General features: G+C 45.2%; 21 protein-coding genes. 17 read left to right on the top strand and 4 right to left on the bottom strand.

Annotation, left to right across the window (positions count from 1 at the left end):
• Positions 1 to 3: 3 nt before the first annotated feature.
• The 9 genes from B5F53_RS02795 to ftsZ all read left to right on the top strand — a co-directional run bounded on the left by B5F53_RS02795 (position 4) and on the right by ftsZ (position 11,791).
• Positions 4 to 540, top strand: a complete 537-nt coding sequence (locus B5F53_RS02795; RefSeq protein ID WP_242970214.1) for a hypothetical protein — start codon at positions 4 to 6, stop codon at positions 538 to 540.
• A 65-nt stretch (positions 541 to 605) separates the two neighbouring features.
• Complete coding sequence (locus tag B5F53_RS02800; protein ID WP_087220032.1) at positions 606 to 2,690, top strand: peptidoglycan D,D-transpeptidase FtsI family protein; 2,085 nt, start codon at positions 606 to 608, stop codon at positions 2,688 to 2,690.
• Between the two features lie 69 nt (positions 2,691 to 2,759).
• On the top strand, positions 2,760 to 4,523 hold the full coding sequence (locus B5F53_RS02805) for a peptidoglycan D,D-transpeptidase FtsI family protein (protein WP_087219438.1): 1,764 nt from the start codon (positions 2,760 to 2,762) through the stop codon (positions 4,521 to 4,523).
• A gap of 59 nt (positions 4,524 to 4,582) precedes the next feature.
• Complete coding sequence (gene mraY, locus B5F53_RS02810; RefSeq protein WP_087219441.1) at positions 4,583 to 5,539, top strand: phospho-N-acetylmuramoyl-pentapeptide-transferase; 957 nt, start codon at positions 4,583 to 4,585, stop codon at positions 5,537 to 5,539.
• Between the two features lie 25 nt (positions 5,540 to 5,564).
• Positions 5,565 to 6,929 carry a UDP-N-acetylmuramoyl-L-alanine--D-glutamate ligase gene (gene murD, locus B5F53_RS02815; RefSeq protein WP_204246895.1) on the top strand — a complete coding sequence of 455 codons (1,365 nt, stop codon included), beginning with the start codon at positions 5,565 to 5,567 and terminating at the stop codon, positions 6,927 to 6,929.
• A gap of 85 nt (positions 6,930 to 7,014) precedes the next feature.
• Positions 7,015 to 8,094, top strand: coding sequence for an FtsW/RodA/SpoVE family cell cycle protein (locus B5F53_RS02820; RefSeq protein WP_087219447.1), 1,080 nt, complete (start codon positions 7,015 to 7,017; stop codon positions 8,092 to 8,094).
• Positions 8,095 to 8,140: 46 nt separating this feature from the next.
• Positions 8,141 to 9,424, top strand: coding sequence for a UDP-N-acetylglucosamine 1-carboxyvinyltransferase (gene murA, locus B5F53_RS02825; RefSeq protein ID WP_087219450.1), 1,284 nt, complete (start codon positions 8,141 to 8,143; stop codon positions 9,422 to 9,424).
• On the top strand, positions 9,408 to 10,478 hold the full coding sequence (locus B5F53_RS02830; protein WP_162610516.1) for a cell division protein FtsQ/DivIB: 1,071 nt from the start codon (positions 9,408 to 9,410) through the stop codon (positions 10,476 to 10,478). Before murA ends, B5F53_RS02830 begins: the two co-directional genes overlap by 17 nt.
• A 149-nt stretch (positions 10,479 to 10,627) precedes the next feature.
• The gene (gene ftsZ / locus B5F53_RS02835) at positions 10,628 to 11,791 is read left to right on the top strand and encodes a cell division protein FtsZ (protein ID WP_087220038.1); all 1,164 of its coding nucleotides are present in this window, start codon (positions 10,628 to 10,630) and stop codon (positions 11,789 to 11,791) included.
• 254 nt (positions 11,792 to 12,045) lie between these two features.
• Here the strand turns inward: ftsZ and B5F53_RS02840 are convergent, their stop codons facing one another.
• Positions 12,046 to 14,406 (bottom strand): phosphoketolase family protein, encoded by a 2,361-nt coding sequence (locus B5F53_RS02840; protein WP_087219454.1) that lies wholly within the window; start codon positions 14,404 to 14,406, stop codon positions 12,046 to 12,048.
• A gap of 181 nt (positions 14,407 to 14,587) precedes the next feature.
• Entirely contained in the window at positions 14,588 to 15,943 is a 1,356-nt protein-coding gene (locus tag B5F53_RS02845; protein WP_087219457.1) for a sodium-dependent transporter, read from the bottom strand.
• Between the two features lie 148 nt (positions 15,944 to 16,091).
• Here B5F53_RS02845 and B5F53_RS02850 point away from each other — a divergent pair, with 148 nt between their 5' ends.
• From B5F53_RS02850 to B5F53_RS02875, 6 genes are all read left to right on the top strand, one after another.
• Positions 16,092 to 16,418 (top strand): DUF1540 domain-containing protein, encoded by a 327-nt coding sequence (locus B5F53_RS02850; protein WP_087219460.1) that lies wholly within the window; start codon positions 16,092 to 16,094, stop codon positions 16,416 to 16,418.
• 499 nt (positions 16,419 to 16,917) lie between these two features.
• Positions 16,918 to 17,412: a translation initiation factor IF-3 gene (gene infC / locus B5F53_RS02855; protein ID WP_087219463.1), complete on the top strand. Its 495-nt coding sequence runs from the start codon at positions 16,918 to 16,920 to the stop codon at positions 17,410 to 17,412.
• Positions 17,413 to 17,447: 35 nt separating this feature from the next.
• Positions 17,448 to 17,645, top strand: coding sequence for a 50S ribosomal protein L35 (gene rpmI / locus B5F53_RS02860; protein WP_087219467.1), 198 nt, complete (start codon positions 17,448 to 17,450; stop codon positions 17,643 to 17,645).
• 24 nt (positions 17,646 to 17,669) lie between these two features.
• The gene (gene rplT / locus B5F53_RS02865) at positions 17,670 to 18,026 is read left to right on the top strand and encodes a 50S ribosomal protein L20 (protein ID WP_087219469.1); all 357 of its coding nucleotides are present in this window, start codon (positions 17,670 to 17,672) and stop codon (positions 18,024 to 18,026) included.
• A gap of 165 nt (positions 18,027 to 18,191) precedes the next feature.
• Positions 18,192 to 18,875 carry a polysaccharide deacetylase family protein gene (locus B5F53_RS02870; RefSeq protein ID WP_087219472.1) on the top strand — a complete coding sequence of 228 codons (684 nt, stop codon included), beginning with the start codon at positions 18,192 to 18,194 and terminating at the stop codon, positions 18,873 to 18,875.
• A 16-nt stretch (positions 18,876 to 18,891) separates the two neighbouring features.
• Positions 18,892 to 20,217, top strand: coding sequence for a replication-associated recombination protein A (locus tag B5F53_RS02875; protein WP_087219475.1), 1,326 nt, complete (start codon positions 18,892 to 18,894; stop codon positions 20,215 to 20,217).
• On the opposite strand, the gene B5F53_RS02880 is transcribed toward B5F53_RS02875, so the two are convergent.
• Together B5F53_RS02880 and B5F53_RS02885 are read right to left on the bottom strand one after the other, a co-directional pair.
• A complete protein-coding gene (locus tag B5F53_RS02880; RefSeq protein ID WP_087219478.1) occupies positions 20,210 to 20,722 on the bottom strand; it encodes a DUF4364 family protein in 513 nt (170 codons plus the stop codon). The two genes, B5F53_RS02875 and B5F53_RS02880, sit on opposite strands and share 8 nt — an antisense overlap.
• A gap of 14 nt (positions 20,723 to 20,736) precedes the next feature.
• On the bottom strand, positions 20,737 to 21,663 hold the full coding sequence (locus B5F53_RS02885) for a TIGR01212 family radical SAM protein (RefSeq protein ID WP_087219481.1): 927 nt from the start codon (positions 21,661 to 21,663) through the stop codon (positions 20,737 to 20,739).
• A gap of 119 nt (positions 21,664 to 21,782) precedes the next feature.
• Between B5F53_RS02885 and B5F53_RS02890 the strand changes: the two genes are divergently transcribed.
• Together B5F53_RS02890 and B5F53_RS02895 are read left to right on the top strand one after the other, a co-directional pair.
• The gene (locus B5F53_RS02890) at positions 21,783 to 22,511 is read left to right on the top strand and encodes a phosphatase (RefSeq protein WP_087219485.1); all 729 of its coding nucleotides are present in this window, start codon (positions 21,783 to 21,785) and stop codon (positions 22,509 to 22,511) included.
• An 86-nt stretch (positions 22,512 to 22,597) separates the two neighbouring features.
• Positions 22,598 to 22,906, top strand: coding sequence for a YerC/YecD family TrpR-related protein (locus B5F53_RS02895; RefSeq protein ID WP_087219488.1), 309 nt, complete (start codon positions 22,598 to 22,600; stop codon positions 22,904 to 22,906).
• The last annotated feature ends 9 nt before the right edge of the window (positions 22,907 to 22,915 follow it).

Below are 22,915 nucleotides of genomic sequence, written 5' to 3' on the forward strand. Positions count from 1 at the left end.
AAGATGGCGAGTATGTCGGCAGCGACGAACAGAAGATTAGGAAATACAGTGTACAAAGAGAGAAAAAGAACCTCATCTTATTATACAGATGGGAGTACAGTAAGAAAAATGCAGAATCTGCCTCAGCAGAGAAAGAGGGAGCTCCCTCAGAGGCAGCAGGTGTCAAAACCGAGAAAGGTAAGCAAAGAAGCTTTGCGAAACCGGGAGAAAGCTACCAGCATGAGTCGGGGATTTGTACTTTTTCTGGCGGTGATCAGTGCAGGAATTTTATTTTCCTGTGTCAACTATCTTCAGTTAAAGGCACAGATTACCACCAAAGCAAATCAGGTGGCAGCTCTGGAATCCGATTTAAGCGAGTTAAAAGAAGATAACGACGCATATTACAGCCAGGTGGCGGCTTCCACGGATCTGGACAAAATTAAGAAGACGGCAATCGAGCGTCTGGGGATGAAGTATCCATCTGACGAGCAGATCATGACCTATGAAACCAAAAGAGGAAGTTATGTAAGGCAGTACCAGGATGTACCGGAAGCGAAGTAGGTGATAGATTGGCGAATGTAAAGAAAAGAAGAAAAAAAAGACCGGTAAAAAAAATAAATACAACTATGAGAAAAAAGCTAGTAGGATTGTTTACAGTTATCCTTCTAGCTTTAGTAGGTTTAACCCTGCGTATTACGTATATTAATGCCACCAGCGGCGACAAATATAAAAAACAGGTATTAAGCCAGACACAGCAGCAGTATGAGAGCAGGACCCTGCAAAGCCGCAGGGGAAATATTTATGACCGCAATGGGAATGTGATGGCAACCAGCAGTAAAGTTTATAACGTAATTTTAGACTGTAAAACAGTTAATTCAGATGAAAAGTATGTGGAACCCACGGTGGAGGCGCTGACCAGCCTTCTGGGAATCGAAGAAGCAAAAATAAGGGAATGCCTGACAGAGGAATCCACCAGAAACAGTCAGTATCAGATTCTGAAAAAAGAAGTATCTATGGATGATAAAAAGGCATTTGAAGCTTATGTGGAAGTGCCGGAGGAAAATGAGATGACGGAGGCGGAGATTGCCCAGAAAGAAAATGTAAAGGGCGTCTGGTTTGAAGAGGACTATCTGCGTTCTTATCCATTTGAGACACTTGCCTGCGATACCATCGGTTTTACCTACAGCAGAGATTCTGCAGATTATGGGTTGGAAGGATATTATAATTCCATTCTGACCGGAGTAGACGGCAGGCAGTACGGATACTTTAATCAGAATTCCGATGTGGAGCAGACAATTATTGAATCCACAGACGGAAAGAGCATTGTAAGTACCATTGATGTGGGCGCTCAGCAGATTGTGGAAAAGTATGTAAATTATTTTAAGAAAGCCATGGGAGCCAAAAATGTGGCTGTAGTGGTGGAAGATCCTAATACAGGAGAAATTCTGGCCATGGACGGCGGGGACCGCTATGATTTAAATGAACCCCGGGATATGTCCATGGTGCATTCCGAAGAAGAGATAAAGGCCATGAACGACGAGGAAACGGTGGAAGCTTTAAACGGTATGTGGAGTAATTACTGTGTTACCGAAGCATATGAGCCGGGTTCTGTTGTGAAGCCGATTGTAATGGCTTCAGCCCTGGAAAAGGGAGCAATCAGCGAAACCGATACCTATCTCTGTGACGGAAGCCAGTGGTTTGGCACCACCCAGATTAAATGTGCGGTCACAGAGGGCCACGGGGAAGAAACTCTGGAGCAGGTAATTGCCAATTCCTGTAATGACGGTATGATGCAGATTGGCGCCAAAATGGGCGCAGAACAGTTTGTAAAGGCGCAGAGCCTGTTTAACTTCGGTACCAGAACCGGTCTGGATCTTCCCAATGAGGGGACAGGCATTATTCATACCATGGACAGCATGGGTGAAGTGGAACTGGCATGTTCTGCGTTCGGACAGGGGTATACCTGCACCATGATTCAGGAAATCAATGCCCTTTGTTCTGTTATTAACGGCGGATATTATTACCAGCCTCATGTAGTAAATAAGATTTTAGACAGTAATGGAAGCGTAATAAAGAATATAACCCCCACCCTTCTGAAGCAGACGATTTCCGCTAATATTTCCAAAGATATAAGGGAATATATGCGGGCCAGTGTGGAAGGAGGAACCAGCCGCCACAGTAAAGTACAGGGATACAGCTCCGGAGGAAAGACAGGAACGGCGGAGAAATTCCCCCGTGGAAACGGAAAGTATCTGGTGTCCTTTATTGGATTTGCTCCGGTAGACGATCCGGAAGTGGTAGTTTATGTGGTTGTAGATGAGCCAAACGCAGAAGACCAGGCCAGCAGTACCTATGCCCAGTATATTGCCCAGGGAATTTTTTACGAACTTCTTCCTTATCTGAACGTGGAACCGGATGAATCTTCTGACGGAACCGTTCCGGAGACGGAGTTATGGGAAGGGTTCAGCAGATTTATTAATCAGGAAGAAAAAGAAGAGGCACAGGGTGACGAAGATACGCCGGACAGTGATTCTTCTGAAGATTCCACCCAGGAAGATACCTATGTGGATCAGCCGGAAGGAGACTATGTACAGGACGGAACTTCCGATGAAAATGTGCCGGCGCCTCTGGAGGAAGAAGATACCGGCGAACAGGAAAACAACGATATGGAAAGCCAGGGCATAACCAACGAGGAAGCAGGAATCGAATAAGAAAGAAGAGGGAATATCCCCGCAGAAACTGTTCATATATTACAGTGACAGATTCTGCGGGGATTTTTTATGAAAAAAAATAAGACATTTCATAAGAAAAAAGTATTCGTTGTGTTCCTGGGATGCTTTGTGATTCTGGCCGGGCTTATCGGCAGGCTTGTGTATTTAATGGCATTTCGCTCTGATTATTATTATGAGAAGGCAGAAGATCTTCATGAAAGAGAGAGGGACATTAAAGCAGCCAGAGGGGAGATTCTGGATGCCAGAGGAAATGTTCTGGCAGCCAATAAAACCGTCTGCACCGTGTCTGTCATCCACAGCCAGATAAAGGAGCCGGAAAAAGTCATTCAGGTTTTATCCAGGGAACTGGAAATGGAGGAAGAGACGGTAAGAAAACGGGTGGAGAAGGTTTCTTCCATCGAACGGATTAAAACAAATGTGGAAAAAGAGACAGGAGAAGCTATCCGGAAATATGAACTGGACGGAGTAAAAGTGGATGAAGACTACAAACGGTATTATCCCATGGGGGATTTGGCTTCGAAAGTGCTGGGATTTACAGGGGGAGACAATCAGGGGATTATTGGTCTGGAAGTGGAATACGACGAAGTTCTCAAAGGAGAGGCAGGACAGATTCTGACTACCACAGACGCCAGAGGAGTAGAGATAGATGAAATGGGGGAAAGCCGGAAAGATCCCAGGGAAGGATACGATCTGCAAATCAGTCTGGACGCCAATATTCAGGAGTATGTGGAGCAGGCCGCCGGGAAAGTGATGGAAGAAAAGGAGGCAGAGCGTGTATCCATCCTGCTGATGAATCCTCAAAACGGAGAGATCCTGGCTATGGTAAACGTACCGGAATTTGACTTAAATGATCCCTTTACCCTTAATAACGGGCAGGATACGGATGGATTAAGTGAGGAAGAAAAGCAGGATCTTCTGAATCAAATGTGGAGAAATCCCTGTCTTAATGATACTTATGAGCCGGGATCGACCTTTAAAATTATTACCATGTCGGCAGGACTGGAAGAAGGAGTTGTGAATAAAAACGACCAGTTTCAGTGTCCGGGTTTTATCGTGGTGGAAGATCGGAGAATTCACTGTGCTAAAAGGACGGGACATGGAGCCGAGACATTCGTGCAGGGCGCCCAGAATTCCTGCAATCCTGTATTTATCAGCGTAGGCCTGCGTCTGGGGATTGACCGTTATTATGATTACTTCCGGCAGTTCGGACTAATGAATCTGACCGGAATTGACCTGCCGGGGGAAGCGGGAACGATTATGCATAAAAAAGAAAATATGGGGCTGGTGGAACTGGCCACCGTTGCCTTTGGCCAGTCTTTTCAGATTACGCCGATTCAGCTGGCGGCAACGGTAAGTTCTCTGATAAACGGCGGGGTGCGGGTGACGCCTCATCTGGGGGTAAACGTACAGCAGGAAGACGGAAGCTACATTACAGAATTAAATTATCCAAAAGGGGAGCGGATTCTGTCCGAGGAGACCTCGAAAACCGTCCGGGAAATTCTGGAGACAGTGGTTTCTGAAGGATCCGGAAAAAATGCATATATTGAAGGCTACCGAATCGGCGGAAAGACGGCAACTTCCCAGACACTGCCAAGAAGTGCAAACCGCTATATATCATCCTTTCTGGGATTTGCTCCCGCAGACGCTCCACAGGTTTTAGGTCTTTGCATTATTCATAATCCCCAGGGGATTTATTATGGAGGGACCATTGCGGCGCCGGTTATCCGGGACATTTTTGCAAACGTACTGCCGTATCTGGGGATTGAAAAAACCCCTTCTTCAGAAAAAGAGGAAACGGTTGATAATTCATAAGAAAAGCTTTATACTATTAAGGATACGAAGAAAACGAAAGAGTGATAAGAGGTGTGAGGATGGAAGTACAAATTGTAATCCCTGTCCTGATTGCGTTTGCAGTCAGCGTGTTATTGGGTCCTGTCGTGATTCCCTTTTTAAGGAGGCTAAAAGCAGGCCAGACGGAAAGAGTGGACGGCGTTCAGTCTCATTTAAAGAAGGCGGGAACTCCCACAATGGGCGGAATTATTTTCCTGCTTTCTACAGTGGTAACCGCTTTGTTTTATGTGAAAGATTATCCGAAGATAATTCCGGTTCTGTTTCTGACTCTGGGATTTGGAATTATCGGATTTCTGGATGACTATCTGAAGGTAGTACTGAAGCGTTCAGACGGTCTTCTGGCCTGGCAGAAATTCCTGCTTCAGCTTATTTTTACCGGAATCTTTGCGTTTTATCTGATTCGCTATACAGATGTTTCCCTGACCATGAAGATTCCCTTCTGGAGCGGACATTATCTGGATATTGGCTGGCTTGCCATTCCGTTAATGTTTATTGCTGTAATAGGGACAGTAAACGGTGTGAATTTCACAGATGGTCTGGATGGTCTGGCATCCAGTGTGACAATTATGGTAGCTGTCTTCTTTACAGTGGTATCCATAGGAATGCAAAGCGGGGTAGAACCTATTACAGGCGCAGTTGTAGGAAGTCTGATGGGATTTTTGTTATTTAACGTTTATCCGGCGAAAGTTTTCATGGGAGATACAGGTTCCCTGGCTCTGGGCGGATTTGTGGCAGGGACAGCCTATATGCTGCAGATGCCGTTATTTATTCTGATTGTGGGTCTGATTTATCTGGTTGAAGTTATTTCCGTTATCCTTCAGGTAGGATATTTCAAAGCAACCCACGGAAAACGTATTTTTAAGATGGCTCCAATCCATCATCATTTTGAATTATGCGGTTGGTCTGAGACAAGGGTGGTGGCTGTATTTACCATTATTACAGCAATTCTGTGTCTGATCGGACTGATGGCGCTGTAAAAAACAGGAGAATGAAACAGAAATTATGAGTGTAGATTTAAAAAACAAGAACGTACTGGTATTTGGAACAGGAATCAGCGGAATTGCGGCTGCCGATCTGCTGGGAGCCGTAGGAGCTTCCCCGATTCTGTATGACGGCAATCAGGAAGTAGATAAAGAGGCGGTCTTACATAAGACAAAGGGAGATTATCCCGTATCGATTTATACAGGAGAACTTCCGGGCCAGGTTCTGGACAGCCTGGATTTGGCTGTATTAAGTCCCGGAGTACCCACAGATCTTCCCCTGGTAAAAGAATTTTATCAGCGTGGGATCAAAGTATGGGGAGAAGTGGAACTGGCTTATCAGATGGGAAAGGGAAAGGTACTGGCTATTACCGGAACCAATGGAAAGACCACAACCACAGCTTTGCTTGGAAAAATTACAGGGGATTATGAAAAATCAGTCTATGTAGTGGGAAACATTGGTACTCCATATACTTCCCTGGCTCTTAAAATGCAGGAAAATACCGTAACGGTGGCGGAAATCAGCAGCTTTCAGCTGGAGACCACGGAGACGTTCCGACCGGCTGTGTCGGCTATTCTGAATATTACAGAAGATCACTTAAACCGGCATCATACCATGGAGGAATACATCCGGGTAAAAGAGCTGATTACCAAAAATCAGCAGCCGGAAGATGTCTGCGTGCTTAACTATGAAGATGAGGTTTTAAGGGAGTTCGGAGCATCTGCCGTGCCCCGGGTAGTCTATTTTTCCAGCCAAAGAAAGCTGGAATCAGGGATTTATCTGGATGGAGACCGGATTCTTCTGAAACCGCAGAATGAGGCGGAAATCGAAGTGGTAAAGACCAAAGACTTAAAGCTTCTGGGACAGCATAATTTTGAAAATGTGATGGCTGCCGTCGCAATGGCTTACTACGCGGGAATTCCCATGGAGAGCATCCGGAAAAGTATCTGCGAATTTACGGCTGTGGAGCACCGGATTGAATTTGTCCTGGAAAAGGATGGAGTGGCTTATTATAACGATTCTAAGGCTACCAATCCCGATGCGGCCATTAAGGGAATTCAGGCCATGAATCGCCGTACTTTGCTGATTGGCGGCGGATACGATAAGGAATCCGGTTATGAAGAGTGGATAGGAGCCTTTAACGGGAAGGTAAAATATCTGGTACTTATCGGACAGACCCGGGAGAAAATTCAGAAGACGGCCCATGAGATGGGATTTACGAAAACGATCCTGGCGGACAGTCTGGAAGAGGCTGTGAAGATTTGCGCCCAAAAGGCAGAACCAGGGGATGCGGTGCTGCTTTCCCCTGCGTGTGCAAGCTGGGGTCAGTTTGATAATTACGAGCAGAGAGGAAGAAAGTTTAAAGAATACGTTCGTGCGTTGTAAAACCACGGAACTTTGATTATCAGGCATATCCGGAGATTAAGAACTCATACCCTAGAAGTAGAGGAAGTGCGGAAGAGGTGACAGGGTGCCTGAAAAAGATTCGAAAATCGATCATACGTTACTGGTACTGGTTCTGATACTGGTTGTATTCGGAATGGTAATGTTATATAGTACCAGTGCATACAATGGGCGGGTCAAGTTTGATGATTCCGCCTATTATTTTAAAAAACAGTTCCTTGCCACAGCCCTGGGACTAACGGGGATGTATTTTATTACCAGATGGGATTATCGGTGGATGGCGCTTTTTGCGCCTTTTTGTTATCTTCTGGCCATAGGGCTGTCCACGGCAGTACTGTTTGTGGGGCAGGAAATCAACGGTTCAAAGCGGTGGCTGAGTTTCGGCCCTCTTTCTTTCCAGCCTTCGGAATTTGCCAAAGTGGCAGTGATTCTGTTTCTGGCCTGGCAGATTGAGAAGACGAAAAAGAAGACAGACGGATTTCTTTTTATGATACGCATTCTGCTTAGCCTGCTTCCCATTGTGGGGCTTGTGGGAACCAACAACTTAAGTACGGCCATCATTATTCTGGGAATCGGTGTGATTCTGATTTTTGTATCCAATCCCAAATATCTGCAGTTTCTTGTCATCGGAGGGGCAGGAATCGGGTTTATTGCAGTTTTTCTGGCGGCCGAAAGTTACCGGCTGGAACGGCTGGCCATCTGGAGGGAACCGGAAAAATACGAGAAAGGATTCCAGACGATCCAGGGACTGTACGCCATAGGAAGCGGCGGGATTTTCGGAAGAGGGCTGGGAAGCAGTATTCAGAAGCTGGGGTTTGTGCCGGAAGCCCAGAACGATATGATTTTTTCCATTATCTGTGAAGAACTGGGATTAGTAGGAGCCAGCCTTCTTATTCTGGTTTTCGGGCTCTTAATCTGGCGTCTGGCGGTGATTTCCATGAAATCCAGGGATTTGATGGGGAGTCTTATCAGCGCGGGAATTATGGGCCATATGGCCATCCAGGTTATCTTAAATATTGCGGTGGTGACAAATACCATCCCTAATACAGGAATCACTCTTCCCTTTGTCAGTTATGGGGGAACTTCCGTAGTCTTTCTGTTGGGAGAAATGGGGCTGGCCTTAAGCGTCAGCTGTCACCAAAAGTAAAATCCTTCATAGAATATACGTAAGAGGCGCACCGGGAGTGTAGTTTGTGGATCAGATTCGGATTATCGGCGGGAGCCCTCTTTCTGGTACAGTAACCATACAGGGCTCAAAAAATGCGGCTTTACCAATGATGGCTGCTTCTCTGCTGCAGGAGGGCGTCTGCGTGCTGAAAGGATGCCCCCGGATTGCAGATGTTTTTTGTATGGAAGAGATCTTAAAGACTCTGGGAGCGGTGACATACTGGGAGGATAACAATCTGTATCTGGACTGCTCGCATATCAGAAATTTTGCAGTGACCACAGAGTACACCAAAAGAATGCGATCCTCCATTATGCTTCTGGGAGCGGTGACCGGAAGAATGGAAAAAGGATGTATCGGGTATCCTGGCGGCTGTGTCATCGGAAAGCGGCCCATAGATATGCATCTGGAGGTACTAAAACGGCTGGGAGCGGAAATTCTGGAAGAAGGCGGTGTTCTGTGCGCAGATACGGGGAAAAAGGGATTTCGCGGCGCGGAAATCGTTTTTGAGAAATCCAGTGTAGGCGCCACAGAGCAGGGAATTCTGGCAGGGGTCTGTGCCTTAGGAGATACCTGGCTTTACCACTGCGCGAAAGAGCCGGAGATCTACTGGCTGGGAGAATTTCTGAATCAGATGGGCGCCAGTGTATCCGGGGCAGGGACGGATGTGATTCATATTCAGGGAAGGAAAAAGCTGAAGGGGATTTCTTTCCGGATTCCTCCGGACAGAATTGTAGCCGGGACTTATATCTGCGCAGGGGCTGCCACCAGAGGGAAAGTTATCCTGAAAAATCCGCCTTTACAGGAATTAGAAGCATTCTTAAAGGTATATCAGAAAATGGGTGGACAATATAAAGTAAACAGTGGTAAACTAACTACGGATAGTTCCCGGGTCGGGTTACCGGTTCCTTATCTGGAGACAGATGTTTTTCCCGGATTTCCCACCGATCTTCAGTCCCAGGTTCTGGCTGTTCTGACTACTGCAGAAGGGATGAGCCACATTCGGGAAACGATTTTCGAGGATCGGTTTAAAGCAGCCAGGGAACTAAGGAAGATGGGAGCCGATATAGAGGTTCAGGGACAGGACGCCTGGGTGAGGGGACGGCCTTATCTGACCGGGACACAGGTACGGGCGGAAGAACTGCGGGGAGGAGCCGCGTTGGTTCTGGCCGGGCTGGGAGCCGTTGGAGAAACGATAATCAGCGGGTGTTCGTATATTACCCGGGGGTATGAACATATTTGTGAGGATCTCGCCGGTTTAGGCGGAAAGATTGAAGGGAATACGAGGAAGATTTATGAGGGAAACATTTGAGAGAGAAGAAGGGAAGGGAAAAATCAGAAAAGCGGCAGGAGCAGTGATAGGGGCTCTTGTACTTGGCGGGATTATTTTCTTCTTTCTTTATTTTAAAGTGGATACAGTGGAAGTGCTGGGGAGCGGCCGCTATTCCCAGGAGGAAATTCAGGAGATGATTCTGAAAGGGCCTCTTGCGGGAAATTCTGTGCTGGCGCCCCTGATGTATTCCAAAGACCAGGTGGAAGACGTTCCGTTTGTGGAAGGATTTTCTGTCAGCCAGGTAGACCGGAATACGATCTGTATCAGTGTGAAAGAAAAAGAGCCGGTAGGCTGCATTCGTTTTCTGGACTGTTATATTTATTTTGACCGGGAAGGAAAGGTAATTGAGACGGCTGTGGAGCGGGAGCTGAAGGTACCTTTTTTCGACGGTCTGCAGATGAATCATGTGGCAATGAATGAGAAACTGCCTATCGAAAGCGATACCTTATTAAATACGGCGGTGACCTTGTCTCAGATTTTCGAAAAAAATGATTCCATTCCGGATCATATTATTTTCGATGAACAAAGCGCCATTACCCTGGAGTATGGAGAGATTACCGTACAGCTTGGCAAGGATGAATATCTGGAAGATAAAATGTCCCGTCTGATTGCCATTCTTCCTATGATACAGGGACAGAAAGGAATTCTTCATCTGGAGGGAATTGATGAAAATACAAAGACCATCACCTTTGAAAAGGAACTGACAGAGGAAGAGAAGAAGGCGCAGGAAGAACAGGAAAATTCTGAGGATGGAGAACCGCAGGAAGGGGATTCCCAGGGAGAGCAGGAAGAGACAGATACTTACTATGAGGACAGCTACAGCCAGGAAGAGATGACAGATGACAGTCAGGAGGATACCTGGAACAGTGAAGAAAGCTGGGAAGATTCCGGCAGCGAGGATACGTATCAGGATCAGACCTATGACAGCAGTGATCAGGAGGGGGATACCTGGAGTGACGAAACAGACACAGAACAGACAGAATATGACGGTTCCTACCAGGATGAAAGTGTAGATTACGTAGAAAATTATTGAAAAAAGTATAAAAAATCGAAAATAGTGGTTGATTAATTTCATAAAAAAATATATGATATACCTATATGTAACTTAGAATAATAAGACCTGAGGGGATTTATATATCGGGTATAAAGGTATAAAAAGGAGGAAGTACGTTGTTAGAAATTATGACAAATGAGGCCGAGTCATCTGCTAAAATTATAGTAATTGGTGTGGGCGGTGCCGGCAATAACGCAGTAAACAGAATGGTGGAAGAGACCATTGGTGGTGTGGAGTTCGTAGGTGTAAATACTGATAAGCAGGCACTGACTCTATGCAAAGCCCCAACTGTACTTCAAATTGGCGAGAAAATAACAAAGGGACTCGGGGCCGGAGCACAGCCGGAAGTTGGCCAGAAAGCCGCCGAGGAAAGTATAGAAGAAGTAAAACAGTTAATGGAAGGCGCTGATATGGTTTTCGTTACCTGCGGTATGGGCGGCGGAACCGGAACAGGAGCAGCACCTGTGATCGCCGGAGCGGCAAAGGAAATGGGGATTCTTACCGTCGGCGTTGTAACAAAGCCTTTCCGTTTTGAAGCAAAGACTCGTATGAACAATGCGCTGTCTGGAATTGAAAATCTGAAAAAGAGTGTGGATACACTGATCGTAATTCCAAATGATAAACTGCTGGAAATTGTAGATCGCCGTACCACAATGCCGGAAGCTCTGAAGAAGGCAGATGAAGTCCTTCAGCAGGCAGTTCAGGGCATCACAGACCTGATTAATCTGCCGGCACTGATCAACCTTGACTTTGCCGATGTACAGACAGTAATGACAGACAAGGGAATCGCTCATATCGGTATCGGTGAAGCCAGAGGCGACGACAAAGCTCTGGAAGCTGTTCAGCAGGCAGTATCCAGTCCTCTTCTGGAAACAACCATCAAGGGTGCAACCCACGTTATTATTAATGTATCCGGTGATATTTCTCTTATGGATGCAAACGATGCGGCAAGCTACGTTCAGGAACTTACCGGAGACGATGCAAATATCATCTTTGGTGCAATGTATGATGATACTGTGGCAGATTACGCAAGAATCACAGTTATTGCAACAGGACTTACGGATGCGGCAGCCAAGTCTTCTCCGTTTAACAACCGTGCTTCTTCTGCTTCTTCCTTTAACAATCATGCTAAGAAGCCCCAGCAGGCACAGACAAACAATGCTTCCGCAGGAACAGGAGTACCGACTTTCAGTCTTCCGAACATGCATACATCCCCGTTCCAGACGAAGGCGCCCACAAGTACCGTACCGAAGAAAGACATTCAGATTCCTGATTTCTTAAAGAACAGATAGGCAGGAGCAAACAGCAAGAGATGCAGCAGGCACAGGAGTAATCCTGTGCCTGTTTTCATGTAATAGGAAATTCCGTCGGATTTCCTATTACATAAAAATTGCTCCGCTATGGATGCGACCAGATGCATACGGAATTATGACTGCCTGCGTCGGATTTCCTATGATATGAAAAACACCGCATGAAATGATGAAGAAGTTGTCTTCACATTATCATGCGGTGTTTGCTATGTAGCTATTTTATTTCAGACTGTATTTTACAGATCCCATTTCCAGTCGCGTACTTCCGGAAGATCCTGTCCGTATTCGGCGATGTAGTGTCTGTGTTCTACCAGGGTATCTCTCATCTGCTGAAGGAGATATGCTCCTCTGTTGCCGAGCTGCGGCAGATGGTGAATTGCATCAGCTACCAGATGGTATCTGTCAATTTCGTTCTGGACACGCATATCGAACGGAGTTGTGATAGTACCTTCTTCCATGTATCCGTGAACATGCAGGTTACGGTTATGACGGAAGTAGGTAAGTTCGTGGATCAGTGTCGGGTATCCGTGGAAAGCGAAGATGATCGGTTTGTCTTTTGTAAACAGTGCATCGTAATCAATATCGCTTAAGCCGTGCGGATGTTTGTAGCTTGGCTCCAGTTTCATTAAGTCAACAACGTTGATGAAACGAACTTTGATTTCCGGCAGGTTCTTACGAAGGATAGTAACAGCTGCCAGAGCTTCCAGTGTAGGAGTATCGCCGCAGCATGCCATAATCAGATCCGGTTCTTCGCCCTGATCGTTGCTTGCCCAGTCCCAGATACCGATACCCTGGGTACAGTGTTTTACTGCCTGATCCATGGTCAGCCACTGATGGCTCGGATGTTTGGAAGCGATAATAACGTTTACATAGTTTCTGCTTCTGATACAGTGATCAAAGCAGGACAGTAAACAGTTCGCATCTGGTGGTAAATACATACGTACTACGTCTGCTTTTTTATTGGAAATATGGTCTAAGAAACCTGGATCCTGATGAGTAAATCCGTTGTGGTCCTGCTGCCATACGTTGGAGGTAAGCAGAAGGTTCAGAGAAGAAATCTTCTGTCTCCATGGAAGCTGGTTGCAGACTTTCAGCCATTTTGCGTGCTGTGCACACATGGAGTCTACTACACGGATGAAGGCTTCATAACTTGCGAAGAAACCATGACGTCCTGTAAGCAGATAGCCTTCCAGCCATCCCTCACACATATGCTCGGACAGGTAAGCATCCATGATGCGGCCGTCTTTTGCCATATGTTCGTCATTTTCATGGTTTTCTGCATTCCAGTCACGGTTCTGTGCCTCAAATACGTGGTACAGACGGTTGGACATGGTTTCGTCCGGTCCGAAAATACGGAAGTTCTTCTGTTCTTCGTTCAGACGGAAGATGTCACGGATGAATGCACCCAGTTCAATCATATCCTGTGCCTTTACAGCTCCCGGAGCAGTAACGTCTACAGCATAATCTTTGAAGTCCGGCAGACGGAGATCATGCATCAGCAGACCGCCGTTGGCATGTGGGTTTGCGCTGATTCTGTGGTTTCCTACAGGAGCCAGCTCTTTTAATTCCGGAATCAGCTGTGCATTTTCATCAAACAGTTCTTCCGGATGGTAGCTTAACAGCCATTCTTTCAGTAAATCCAGATGCTCTTCTTTTTCCATAGTAACCGGAACCTGGTGAGCGCGGAAAGAGCCTTCTACTACTTCTCCGTCAACTACCTTAGGACCTGTCCATCCCTTCGGTGTGCGAAGAACGATCATAGGCCAGAATGGTCTTTCGTCATTGTTGTTTTCTCTTGCTTCTTTCTGAATTCTCTTGATTTCTTCGATACAAATATCAACAGCTTCAGACATCTTCTTATGCATTTCCTTCGGATCGTCGCCTTCTACGAAGTAAGGTTTCCATCCGCAGCCGTGGAAGAAGCTTTCCACTTCGTCATGGGAAATGTGAGAGAAGACAGTCGGGTTGCTGATCTTATATCCGTTCAGGTGTAAAACAGGAAGAACAGCACCGTCAGTTGCAGGGTTCAGGAATTTATTGGAATGCCAGGCAGTTGCCAGAGGTCCTGTCTCTGCTTCTCCATCACCTACAATTACAGTGGCAATTAAATCAGGGTTATCAAATACAGCACCAAAAGCATGAGCGATGGAATAACCAAGCTCACCGCCTTCGTTAATGGAACCTGGAGTTTCTGGAGCTACGTGGCTGGAAATTCCGCCGGGGAATGAGAACTGCTTGCAGAGCTTCTTCATACCGTCAATATCCTGGCTTACGTTTGGATATACTTCACTGTAAGTACCTTCCAGATAGGAATTGGCAACGAAGAAGTTTCCGCCGTGTCCTGGTCCGGAGATGAGGATCATATCCAGATCATATTTTTTGATGGCACGGTTCATATGGACATACACGAAGTTCTGTCCCGGAACAGTTCCCCAGTGTCCGACAATTTTCTTTTTCACCTGATCCCTTGTTAAAGGCTCACGTAAAAGAGGATTGTCCAACATGTAAAGCTGAGCAGCGGATAAGTAGTTGGCTGCTCTCCAATAAGCATCCACTTTGTCAAGATACTCATTAGATGAATAATTCATTTCGGTCATAATAAATGCTCCTCCTATGATTTATTATAGAACTCTATACTTACACTTAAAATTATAGAGGATGTTGCAGATTTGGCAAGTTGTTTTTTTGAAATATAGGAAAAATTTTCAAGAAAAAAATGGAAGGAGAAAAAATCCTTCCATTTTTTTGTGTATCTTGTCTAAAAATTTGGTTTGAGTTTTACACGGTAATGATGCCGAATACTTCAAAGACAGAAAACAGTAAAATAGCGATCAGACAGACAGGAGCGATGTATTTGATAATCAGCGTGTAAAATTTCTTTAAACGGAATGTCCCGTTTACTTCCGCCTCTTCGATGACAGCCTGCGGTTTGATGATAAATCCCACAAAAATACAGGTTAAAAATGCAACAATCGGCATTAATACACTGTTGCTGATGAAGTCAAAGAAATCCAGCAGGCTCATGCCCAGAGGAGCAATAAAGTCTAAAAGACCGAATCCCAGGGAAATAGGAACGCCCAGGATAACCAGGTAAGCGCCGATAATAACACAGGATTTCCTGCGGGACCATCCGAATTTATCCCGGACAATGGAAACCAGAGTTTCTGTCAGGGAGATGGAAGAGGTCAAAGCGGCAAAGAGTACCAGCAGGAAGAAAACAGCGCCGATAACCGTGCCGAAACGCATACTGTCAAACACTTTGGGAAGGGTAACAAACATCAGGCTGGGCCCCTTTCCCAACGCCTCCTCACTTCCGCCGGAAAAGGCGAAAACAGCAGGGATAATCATCAGTCCTGCAAGGAAGGCAATTCCGGTGTCAAAGATCTCAATCTGATGCACAGAATTTTCAAGGTGTGCATCTTTTTTCATATAAGAACCGTAAGTAATCATAATTCCCATGGCCAGAGACATGGAATAGAAAAGCTGTCCCATAGCGGCCAGAACCGTAGTGGCGCTGAAACGGCTGAAATCCGGTTTCAGATAGTAAATCACACCTTCTATGGCCCCCGGCTGAAGAATACTGAAAACAGAAATAAATACAGCCAGTATCACCAGAACAGGCATCATAAAGCGGCTTGCTTTTTCAATGCCTCCTTCTACGCCCATTAAAACAACCAGAACGGTCAGAAGGGCATATATCATAAAATAAATAATGGGAGCCGATGTCTGCGCCGTATAAGCGGCGAAAAAAGTATCGTTGGCTGCCTGGGAAACCTGATTGGTGATAAATACCACAAAATATTTTATTACCCATCCGCCGATGACACAATAATAGGGGGTAATAATAAAAGGTACCAGACAGGAAAGATAGCCCAGAAAACTGAATTTTTTATTGAGGGACTGATAGGCGCCTACTGCGCTCAGCCGTGTTTTCCGGCCCAGGGCAATCTCCGTAATCATTAAAGTAAAGCCGAAAGAAATGGCCAGAATCAGATAGACCAGTAAGAAAATTCCTCCGCCATATTTTGCTGCCAGATATGGAAATCTCCAGAGATTACCAAGTCCTACGGCAGAACCGGCAGCTGCCAGAACAAATCCCAGTTTGTTGGTGAAACTGCCTCGTTTGTTATCCATAGTAGTTCTCTCCCTTCCAAGTTGTTGAAACCCTACAGAGGGAATCTATTAGTCATTATGACATTTTTTGTGGGAAAAAACAATACATAAAACAGCCTTTTTCTGACCATACTATAGTTGTCAGAAAGACGATAAAGGAGGTAAAATTATGCCAATTTTAAAATGTTCCGCACTCACCTGTATTTACAATAAGGAAGAGCTTTGTTCCAAAGGAGAAATTCAGGTATCCGGAGAAAATGCCCAGTATGCAAATGAGACAAGCTGTTCCAGTTTCCGTGAGCGCGCCATGGAGTCAGCTTCCAATAACGCCGCCTGCGGATGCGGAAGTGAAAAGATCGCCATTGACTGCAGTGCCTGTCATTGTACCTATAATGATGAGTGTAAGTGTACAGCGGCCTCTGTTCATATTGGAGGAAACAGTGCACAGAGCAGCCAGGAGACAGAATGCGGCACCTTCCAGTGCAAATGCCAGTAAAAAATGAAAATGAGAGACACCGGCTGTTATCAGCAGATAAAAATGCTGAGGCCGGGCCTCTTAAAAAGAGAAAACAAAGAATAATGAAAAAAAACTTGACATATAAAAAAGGGTATGATATTTTTACATAGAGCAAAAAAGAAAGCAGAGTATCCACTCTCACCTTAGCGCAGAGGCGACTAATGGTTAATATCGCAGAGACAGAGAATCCGGCTTAGAGTATAAGGCGGTGTCAAATTGTGGTGTGGATAGTCTGACTATCGGCACTTTTTTTGTATAATAGGAAATTCCGTTGGATTTCCTATTACATAAAAAACGCTCCGCGTGGATCGCACTGCGCCGGAGTGGAAGAAGGCGCTTTGCGCCCCGCCGCAGGCGGAGAATCCTGCGAGCAGGATTCTTTTTTATGTCATAGAAATGTGCGGATACTTTTGAGGGCAGTATTTAGAAGTGATTGATTTATCATCAGGTATGGAGGTGCACAACAATTAGCAATTTAATGATTAATGAACAAATCCGGGACAAAGAAGTACGTTTAATTGGAACTGACGGGGCTCAGTTGGGAATTATGTCATCCCGGGAAGCTTATGCAAAGGCTCAGGAAGCAGGATTGGATCTGGTTAAAATCGCTCCCCAGGCAAAACCGCCGGTATGTAAGATTATCGACTACGGCAAATACAAATACGAGCTGGCGCGGAAAGAAAAAGAAGCTAAAAAGAAACAGAAGACAATTGATGTTAAAGAAGTGCGTCTTTCTCCGAATATTGATACAAACGATTTAAAAACCAAGGTGAATGCGGCCAGAAAATTCCTTTCCAAAGGAGACAGAGTAAAAGTAACCCTGCGGTTCCGCGGACGTGAAATGGCTCATATGGCCAGCAGCCGTCATGTGCTGGACGATTTTGCAGCACTTCTGGAAGATATAGCAACAGTAGAGAAAGCTCCCAAGATTGAGGGGAGAAGTATGACCATGTTTTTAACTGAAAAACGTTAAAATAGAATTATTGAAAGATTAAGGAGGAAAATACAATGCCGAAAATGAAAACATGTAGAGCAGCAGCAAAGCGTTTTAAAAAGACTGGTACGGGAAAATTAGTGAGAAATAAAGCTTATAAAAGCCATATCTTAACTAAGAAATCTCAGAAAAGAAAGAGAAATCTTAGAAAATCTACTGTTACAGACGCAACAAATGCAAAGGTTATGAAGAAAGCATTACCATATTTATAAGATAGAGAACAGGAGGAACAGGAAATGGCAAGAATTAAAGGCGGATTAAACGCTAAGAAAAAACATAATCGTGTATTAAAACTGGCAAAAGGCTACAGAGGCGCCAGATCTAAACAATATCGTGTTGCAAAACAGTCTGTAATGAGAGCTCTGGCTAGTTCCTATGCAGGCAGAAAACAGAAAAAACGTCAGTTCAGACAGTTATGGATTGCACGTATTAACGCTGCAGCCAGAATGAACGGCTTATCTTACAGCAAACTGATGCACGGACTGAAAGTTGCAAACATCGATATGAACAGAAAGATGCTGGCAGAAATGGCAGTAAACGATGCAGAAGGTTTCAAAGCTTTAGCTGAAATCGCTAAGAAAGCAATTGCTTAATACCGGCAGGAAATTATATAACAGTCATAGCTGCTGACGCAGTTATAACAAACATAAAAGCCAGGAGGGCTGTCTCAGAATTTGGTAATCTTTATTCGGAGACAGTCTTTTTTCATTCTGCAGCTCATATACTTTTAAGAAAGTCTAAAGCGCGGTGAAAAGGAAGTGAAATTTCCCCAGGGATTATTAAAAGGAATTATTTCGGGAATTGTGCTGGCGGGAATCCTGCTGACGGTACGGTTGTCTGCAGAAGAAACCGTACTGGAAAAGGTAGAGAAAGATAAAAGCCAGGAGCCGCCTCAGGTGGCGCTGACCTTTGACGACGGTCCCCACAGCGTATATACGCCCATTCTTCTGGACGGCCTGAAGGAAAGAGGAATTAAGGCCACGTTTTTTCTGATGGGTAAAAATATACAGGGAAAGGAAGACATTGTAAAAAGAATGGCCGAAGAAGGCCATCTGATAGGAAACCACACTTACAGCCATGTGCAGCTTTCCAGACTCCCCATGGAAAAGGCCAGAGAAGAAGTGGAAAAGACCAATGAGGAGATTTATGAAATTACAGGGGAATATCCGGTTTATTTAAGACCACCCTACGGAGACTGGAAAAAAGATATGGAAAAATCTCTGGAAATGCTTCCCATCTTCTGGGATATCGATCCGCTAGACTGGGGACGGGGTGATACAGCCGGGATCGTATCCAGCATAGAAGGGAAAATCGAGGACGGTTCAATTATACTGCTTCATGACTGCTACGACAGCTCTGTGAAGGCAGCCCTGCAGGTTGCGGACGATTTGACGAAAGCGGGATATGAACTGGTAACTGCAGACAAACTGATTGTTGATTAAACAGGAGAAAAAGACTATGGATTTATTTGAGTATGCAAAGAGTAAGTCTCTGGAAAAAGAATCGCCGCTGGCTTCCCGCCTGCGTCCTTCCCGTCTGGAGGAAGTGGTGGGACAGGAACATATTGTGGGAAAAGATAAATTATTATACCGGGCAATTAAGGCAGACAAATTAAGTTCCATTATTTTTTACGGACCACCGGGAACCGGAAAGACCACTCTGGCGAAAGTAATCGCCAATACCACAAGCGCGGAATTTACCCAGATTAACGCTACCTCCGCAGGGAAAAAAGATATGGAGGAAGTGGTGAAACAGGCGCAGACTTCCATTGGAATGTACGGAAAAAAGACGATACTTTTTATAGACGAGATTCATCGTTTTAATAAAGGGCAGCAGGATTATCTTCTGCCCTTTGTGGAAGACGGAACCCTGATTTTAATCGGAGCCACCACGGAAAACCCGTATTTTGAGGTCAACGGAGCTCTTCTTTCCCGTTCCATTATCTTTGAACTGAAAGCCTTAAGCAAAGAAAATATCAAAGAATTAATTCACCGGGCAGTGACCGATGAGAAGAAGGGGATGGGCAGCTACCAGGTTTCCATGGAGGAGGACGCCGCCGATTTTCTGGCAGATATGGCATCCGGAGACGCCCGGTCAGCCTTAAATGCCGTGGAAATCGGAGTTCTGACAACCCCCAGAGGGGAAGACGGACGGATTCATATCACCCTGGAAGTGGCCTCAGAGTGTATTCAGAAGAGGGTGATTCGGTATGATAAAAAAGGGGATAATCATTATGACATTATTTCTGCTTTTATCAAGAGCATGCGTGGATCTGACCCGGACGCTGCTGTCTATTACCTGGCCAAAATGCTGTATGCCGGGGAAGACATTAAATTTATTGCCCGAAGAATGATGATCTGTGCTTCAGAAGACGTGGGAAACGCGGATCCTCAGGCGCTGACGGTAGCAGTATCTGCGGCCCTGGCTGTAGAAAGGGTGGGAATGCCCGAGGCACAGATTATCCTGTCTCAGGCAGCCGCCTATATTGCCTGTGCGCCTAAAAGCAATTCGGCAGTGACAGCCATTGATCTGGCAATGAAAAGCGTAAAAGAGACAGAGACCACGGTTCCGCCTCATCTTCAGGACGCCCATTACAGCGGACATACCAGTCTGGGGAAGGGGATTGGGTATCAGTATGCCCATAATTATCCCAACCACTATGTGAAACAGCAATACCTTCCCACGGAAATTCAAAACGCCAGGTTTTATGAACTGAGCGATATGGGATACGAAAAAACATTAAAAGAACATATGGAGAGAATAAAAAGAGGCCCCTCTAAATAAGGGCCTCTAAAATCTGCGCATAAAGATCCTGCGCTTTTCCTTTCCAGTGGCTGCAGGCTTCCGAAGCGGCCTCTTGTGTGGGAACTAAAAGAGTCATGTCGATAAGAGAGGCGCCCCGTTCTTTAAGCTGTAAGCGGACACAGTAATCCGAGAGATCGGTTTTATAAGAATCGGCTAAAATCACAGGCTTTATCTGAAGTTCCGTGCCGATTTTTTTCAGGAATTTCTGTATTTCATCCTTGATTTCCGAAGAGATTTCATCACAGAAAAAGTGAAGAGTCGTTCTTCCCTTTTCCGTCATTGTATAGTAAGAAGCATTCTGTCTGGTATGCGACTCGATTAAGGAAGAATCGATCAATTCGGAAAGAGTCTGCTGTAAATGAAAATAGTTGGTATACTCCTTTTCCAGAATAAAATCGGAAATCTGGGAATTGGTAAGAGGAGATTGTGAGTTATCCAGCATATATAAAACAATTAATTTGTATAAAGTAAAAGGCTGCGCCATATCAGAAATCCTCCTTATTTATGATAAAATTTTCCCTGCCAGGTATCCCGTATCTTCATTTCATGGTGAAGAAGATTGAGAACTTCCCGTTTTCGGCTGGCCCAGAGGGGTGCGATCAGAAGATCTTTCGGGCCGTCCCCGGTGATTCTGTGGATAACGATGTCGGGCGAGAGATGTTCCAGGCAGGCAATCAGAATATCGAGATACTCCTCTCTGGTGTATGTCCGAAACTGCCCTTTTTCATAATCCGAAGCCAGATCCGTTCCTTTTAATACGTGTAGAAGCTGCAGTTTCACCCCCTGAATGTTCTGCCCGTTTAAATACTCCATGGTTTCCAGAATGTCTTCGGGAGATTCTCCGGGAAGGCCCAGAATCGTATGCACAATTACTTCCAGATTCCGTTTATGAAGCCGGCGGACCGCTTCCTGAAAACAGGAGAGGGGATACCCCCGGCGGATATAACGGGCAGTTCTTTCGTGTATGGTCTGAAGTCCCAGCTCCACCCAGACGGGTTTTATCTGATTTAGTTTTTCCAGCAGATCCAGGACCTCCGGAGGCAGGCAGTCCGGCCGTGTGCCTATGGAAAGGGCACATATTTTAGGATGCCTTAAAGCCTCTGAGAAAATACGTTCCAGATAGTCAACGGGAGCATAAGTGTTAGTAAAAGCCTGGAAATAGGCAATGTACTTCCGGATAGGCCTTTTCTGAGAAAGGGCTTCTATCTGCTGCTCAATCTGCTGTGTGACAGAAAAAGAGGGATCTGCGGCAAAATCACCGGAACCGCCTGCGCTGCAGAAAATGCAGCCGCCCGTTCCCAGCGTCCCGTCCCGGTTCGGGCAGGACATTCTGCCGTTGAGCGCTACTTTATAAACTTTTTCTCCGAATCGGTTTCTCAGCATATAGTCAAAAGAGTAGTAGGGTTTCCCATTCCACTGTTTCATAGACGGCTCCTTTGTTTTCGTTGTTATCAGTATAGCGAAAACAGATAAGAATTGCAAATTCTATTCTTGTTATTTAACACGGGCAGACGTATACTTATAGAAGCAAAGGAGGCAGACCTATGGAAAGAAGAGAGATTTTAGATTTACATACCCATACTGTAGCCAGTGGACATGCATACTGTACTCTGCGGGAGATGGCAAAAGCAGCGTCAGAGAAAGGCCTGAAAGTACTGGGGATTACCGAACATGCCCCGAAAATGCCGGGGACTTGCCATAATTATTATTTTCATAATCTGAAAGTGGTTCCCAGACAAATGTATGGGATTACGTTACTTCTGGGAGCAGAATTAAATATACTGGATTTTGACGGAAATGTAGATTTAAGCCAGAGAGAGCTGGAAAATCTGGATGTGGTAATTGCCAGCATTCATGGTCCCTGTATTGTCAAAGGAACCAGAGAAGATTATACCAGAGCTTATTTAAAAGTCATGGAAAATCCCTATGTGAACATAATCGGACACCCGGATGACAGCCGGTATCCCTCCGACTATGAGCAGGTGATACAGGGGGCAAAAAAATATCATAAAGTGATCGAAATGAATAACCACTCTTTAAGCCCACAGAGCTTTCGGAAAGGGGCAGAAGAAAACGACCGGGAAATTCTTTCTTTATGTAAGGAACTGGAAGTTCCCGTCGTTTTATCCAGCGACGCACATATGGATACGAAAATCGGAGATTTTACTTATATTTATCCGTTTTTGAAGGAAGTGAACTTTCCGGAAGAACTGATTTTAAATTACAGTATAGAAGCGCTGCGTCCTTATCTGAATCGTTTTCCCCAGGAGTGAAACTTCTTGCATTTAAAATTTTACTGTGCTAAACTGTTTATGAGGATTGGCATTGGAAGAATACGAATTATTTGGAGGAATCAAAAATGAGCAAGAATATCAGAACAGAGGCGGTCGATCATTTGTTTGAAGCCATTTTATGTCTGAAGAATAAAGAAGAGTGTTACACGTTTTTCGAGGATGTTTGTACAATTAATGAGCTGCTTTCCCTATCTCAGCGGTTTGAAGTGGCAAAGATGCTGATGGATAAGAAGACGTATTTGGATATATCAGAAAAAACAGGGGCTTCTACAGCAACCATCAGTCGTGTAAACCGTTCCTTGAACTATGGAAATGACGGTTATGAAATGGTATTTTCCAGGATGAAAGAGGGAAAAAAAGAGGAAAATGAATAAATAAAAGGC

Source organism: Blautia sp. An249 (genome assembly GCF_002159835.1).
Lineage (GTDB): Bacteria > Bacillota > Clostridia > Lachnospirales > Lachnospiraceae > Blautia_A > Blautia_A avistercoris.

Coding starts and splice junctions, on each gene's coding strand:
- B5F53_RS02795 (WP_242970214.1), top strand. CDS start 4: ATGGCGAGTATGTCGGCAGCGACGAACAGAAGATTAGGAAATACAGTG.
- B5F53_RS02800 (WP_087220032.1), top strand. CDS start 606: ATGAGAAAAAAGCTAGTAGGATTGTTTACAGTTATCCTTCTAGCTTTA.
- B5F53_RS02805 (WP_087219438.1), top strand. CDS start 2,760: ATGAAAAAAAATAAGACATTTCATAAGAAAAAAGTATTCGTTGTGTTC.
- mraY (WP_087219441.1), top strand. CDS start 4,583: ATGGAAGTACAAATTGTAATCCCTGTCCTGATTGCGTTTGCAGTCAGC.
- murD (WP_204246895.1), top strand. CDS start 5,565: ATGAGTGTAGATTTAAAAAACAAGAACGTACTGGTATTTGGAACAGGA.
- B5F53_RS02830 (WP_162610516.1), top strand. CDS start 9,408: ATGAGGGAAACATTTGAGAGAGAAGAAGGGAAGGGAAAAATCAGAAAA.
- ftsZ (WP_087220038.1), top strand. CDS start 10,628: ATGACAAATGAGGCCGAGTCATCTGCTAAAATTATAGTAATTGGTGTG.
- B5F53_RS02840 (WP_087219454.1), bottom strand. CDS start 14,406: ATGACCGAAATGAATTATTCATCTAATGAGTATCTTGACAAAGTGGAT.
- B5F53_RS02845 (WP_087219457.1), bottom strand. CDS start 15,943: ATGGATAACAAACGAGGCAGTTTCACCAACAAACTGGGATTTGTTCTG.
- B5F53_RS02850 (WP_087219460.1), top strand. CDS start 16,092: ATGCCAATTTTAAAATGTTCCGCACTCACCTGTATTTACAATAAGGAA.
- infC (WP_087219463.1), top strand. CDS start 16,918: ATGATTAATGAACAAATCCGGGACAAAGAAGTACGTTTAATTGGAACT.
- rpmI (WP_087219467.1), top strand. CDS start 17,448: ATGCCGAAAATGAAAACATGTAGAGCAGCAGCAAAGCGTTTTAAAAAG.
- rplT (WP_087219469.1), top strand. CDS start 17,670: ATGGCAAGAATTAAAGGCGGATTAAACGCTAAGAAAAAACATAATCGT.
- B5F53_RS02875 (WP_087219475.1), top strand. CDS start 18,892: ATGGATTTATTTGAGTATGCAAAGAGTAAGTCTCTGGAAAAAGAATCG.
- B5F53_RS02880 (WP_087219478.1), bottom strand. CDS start 20,722: ATGGCGCAGCCTTTTACTTTATACAAATTAATTGTTTTATATATGCTG.
- B5F53_RS02885 (WP_087219481.1), bottom strand. CDS start 21,663: ATGAAACAGTGGAATGGGAAACCCTACTACTCTTTTGACTATATGCTG.
- B5F53_RS02890 (WP_087219485.1), top strand. CDS start 21,783: ATGGAAAGAAGAGAGATTTTAGATTTACATACCCATACTGTAGCCAGT.
- B5F53_RS02895 (WP_087219488.1), top strand. CDS start 22,598: ATGAGCAAGAATATCAGAACAGAGGCGGTCGATCATTTGTTTGAAGCC.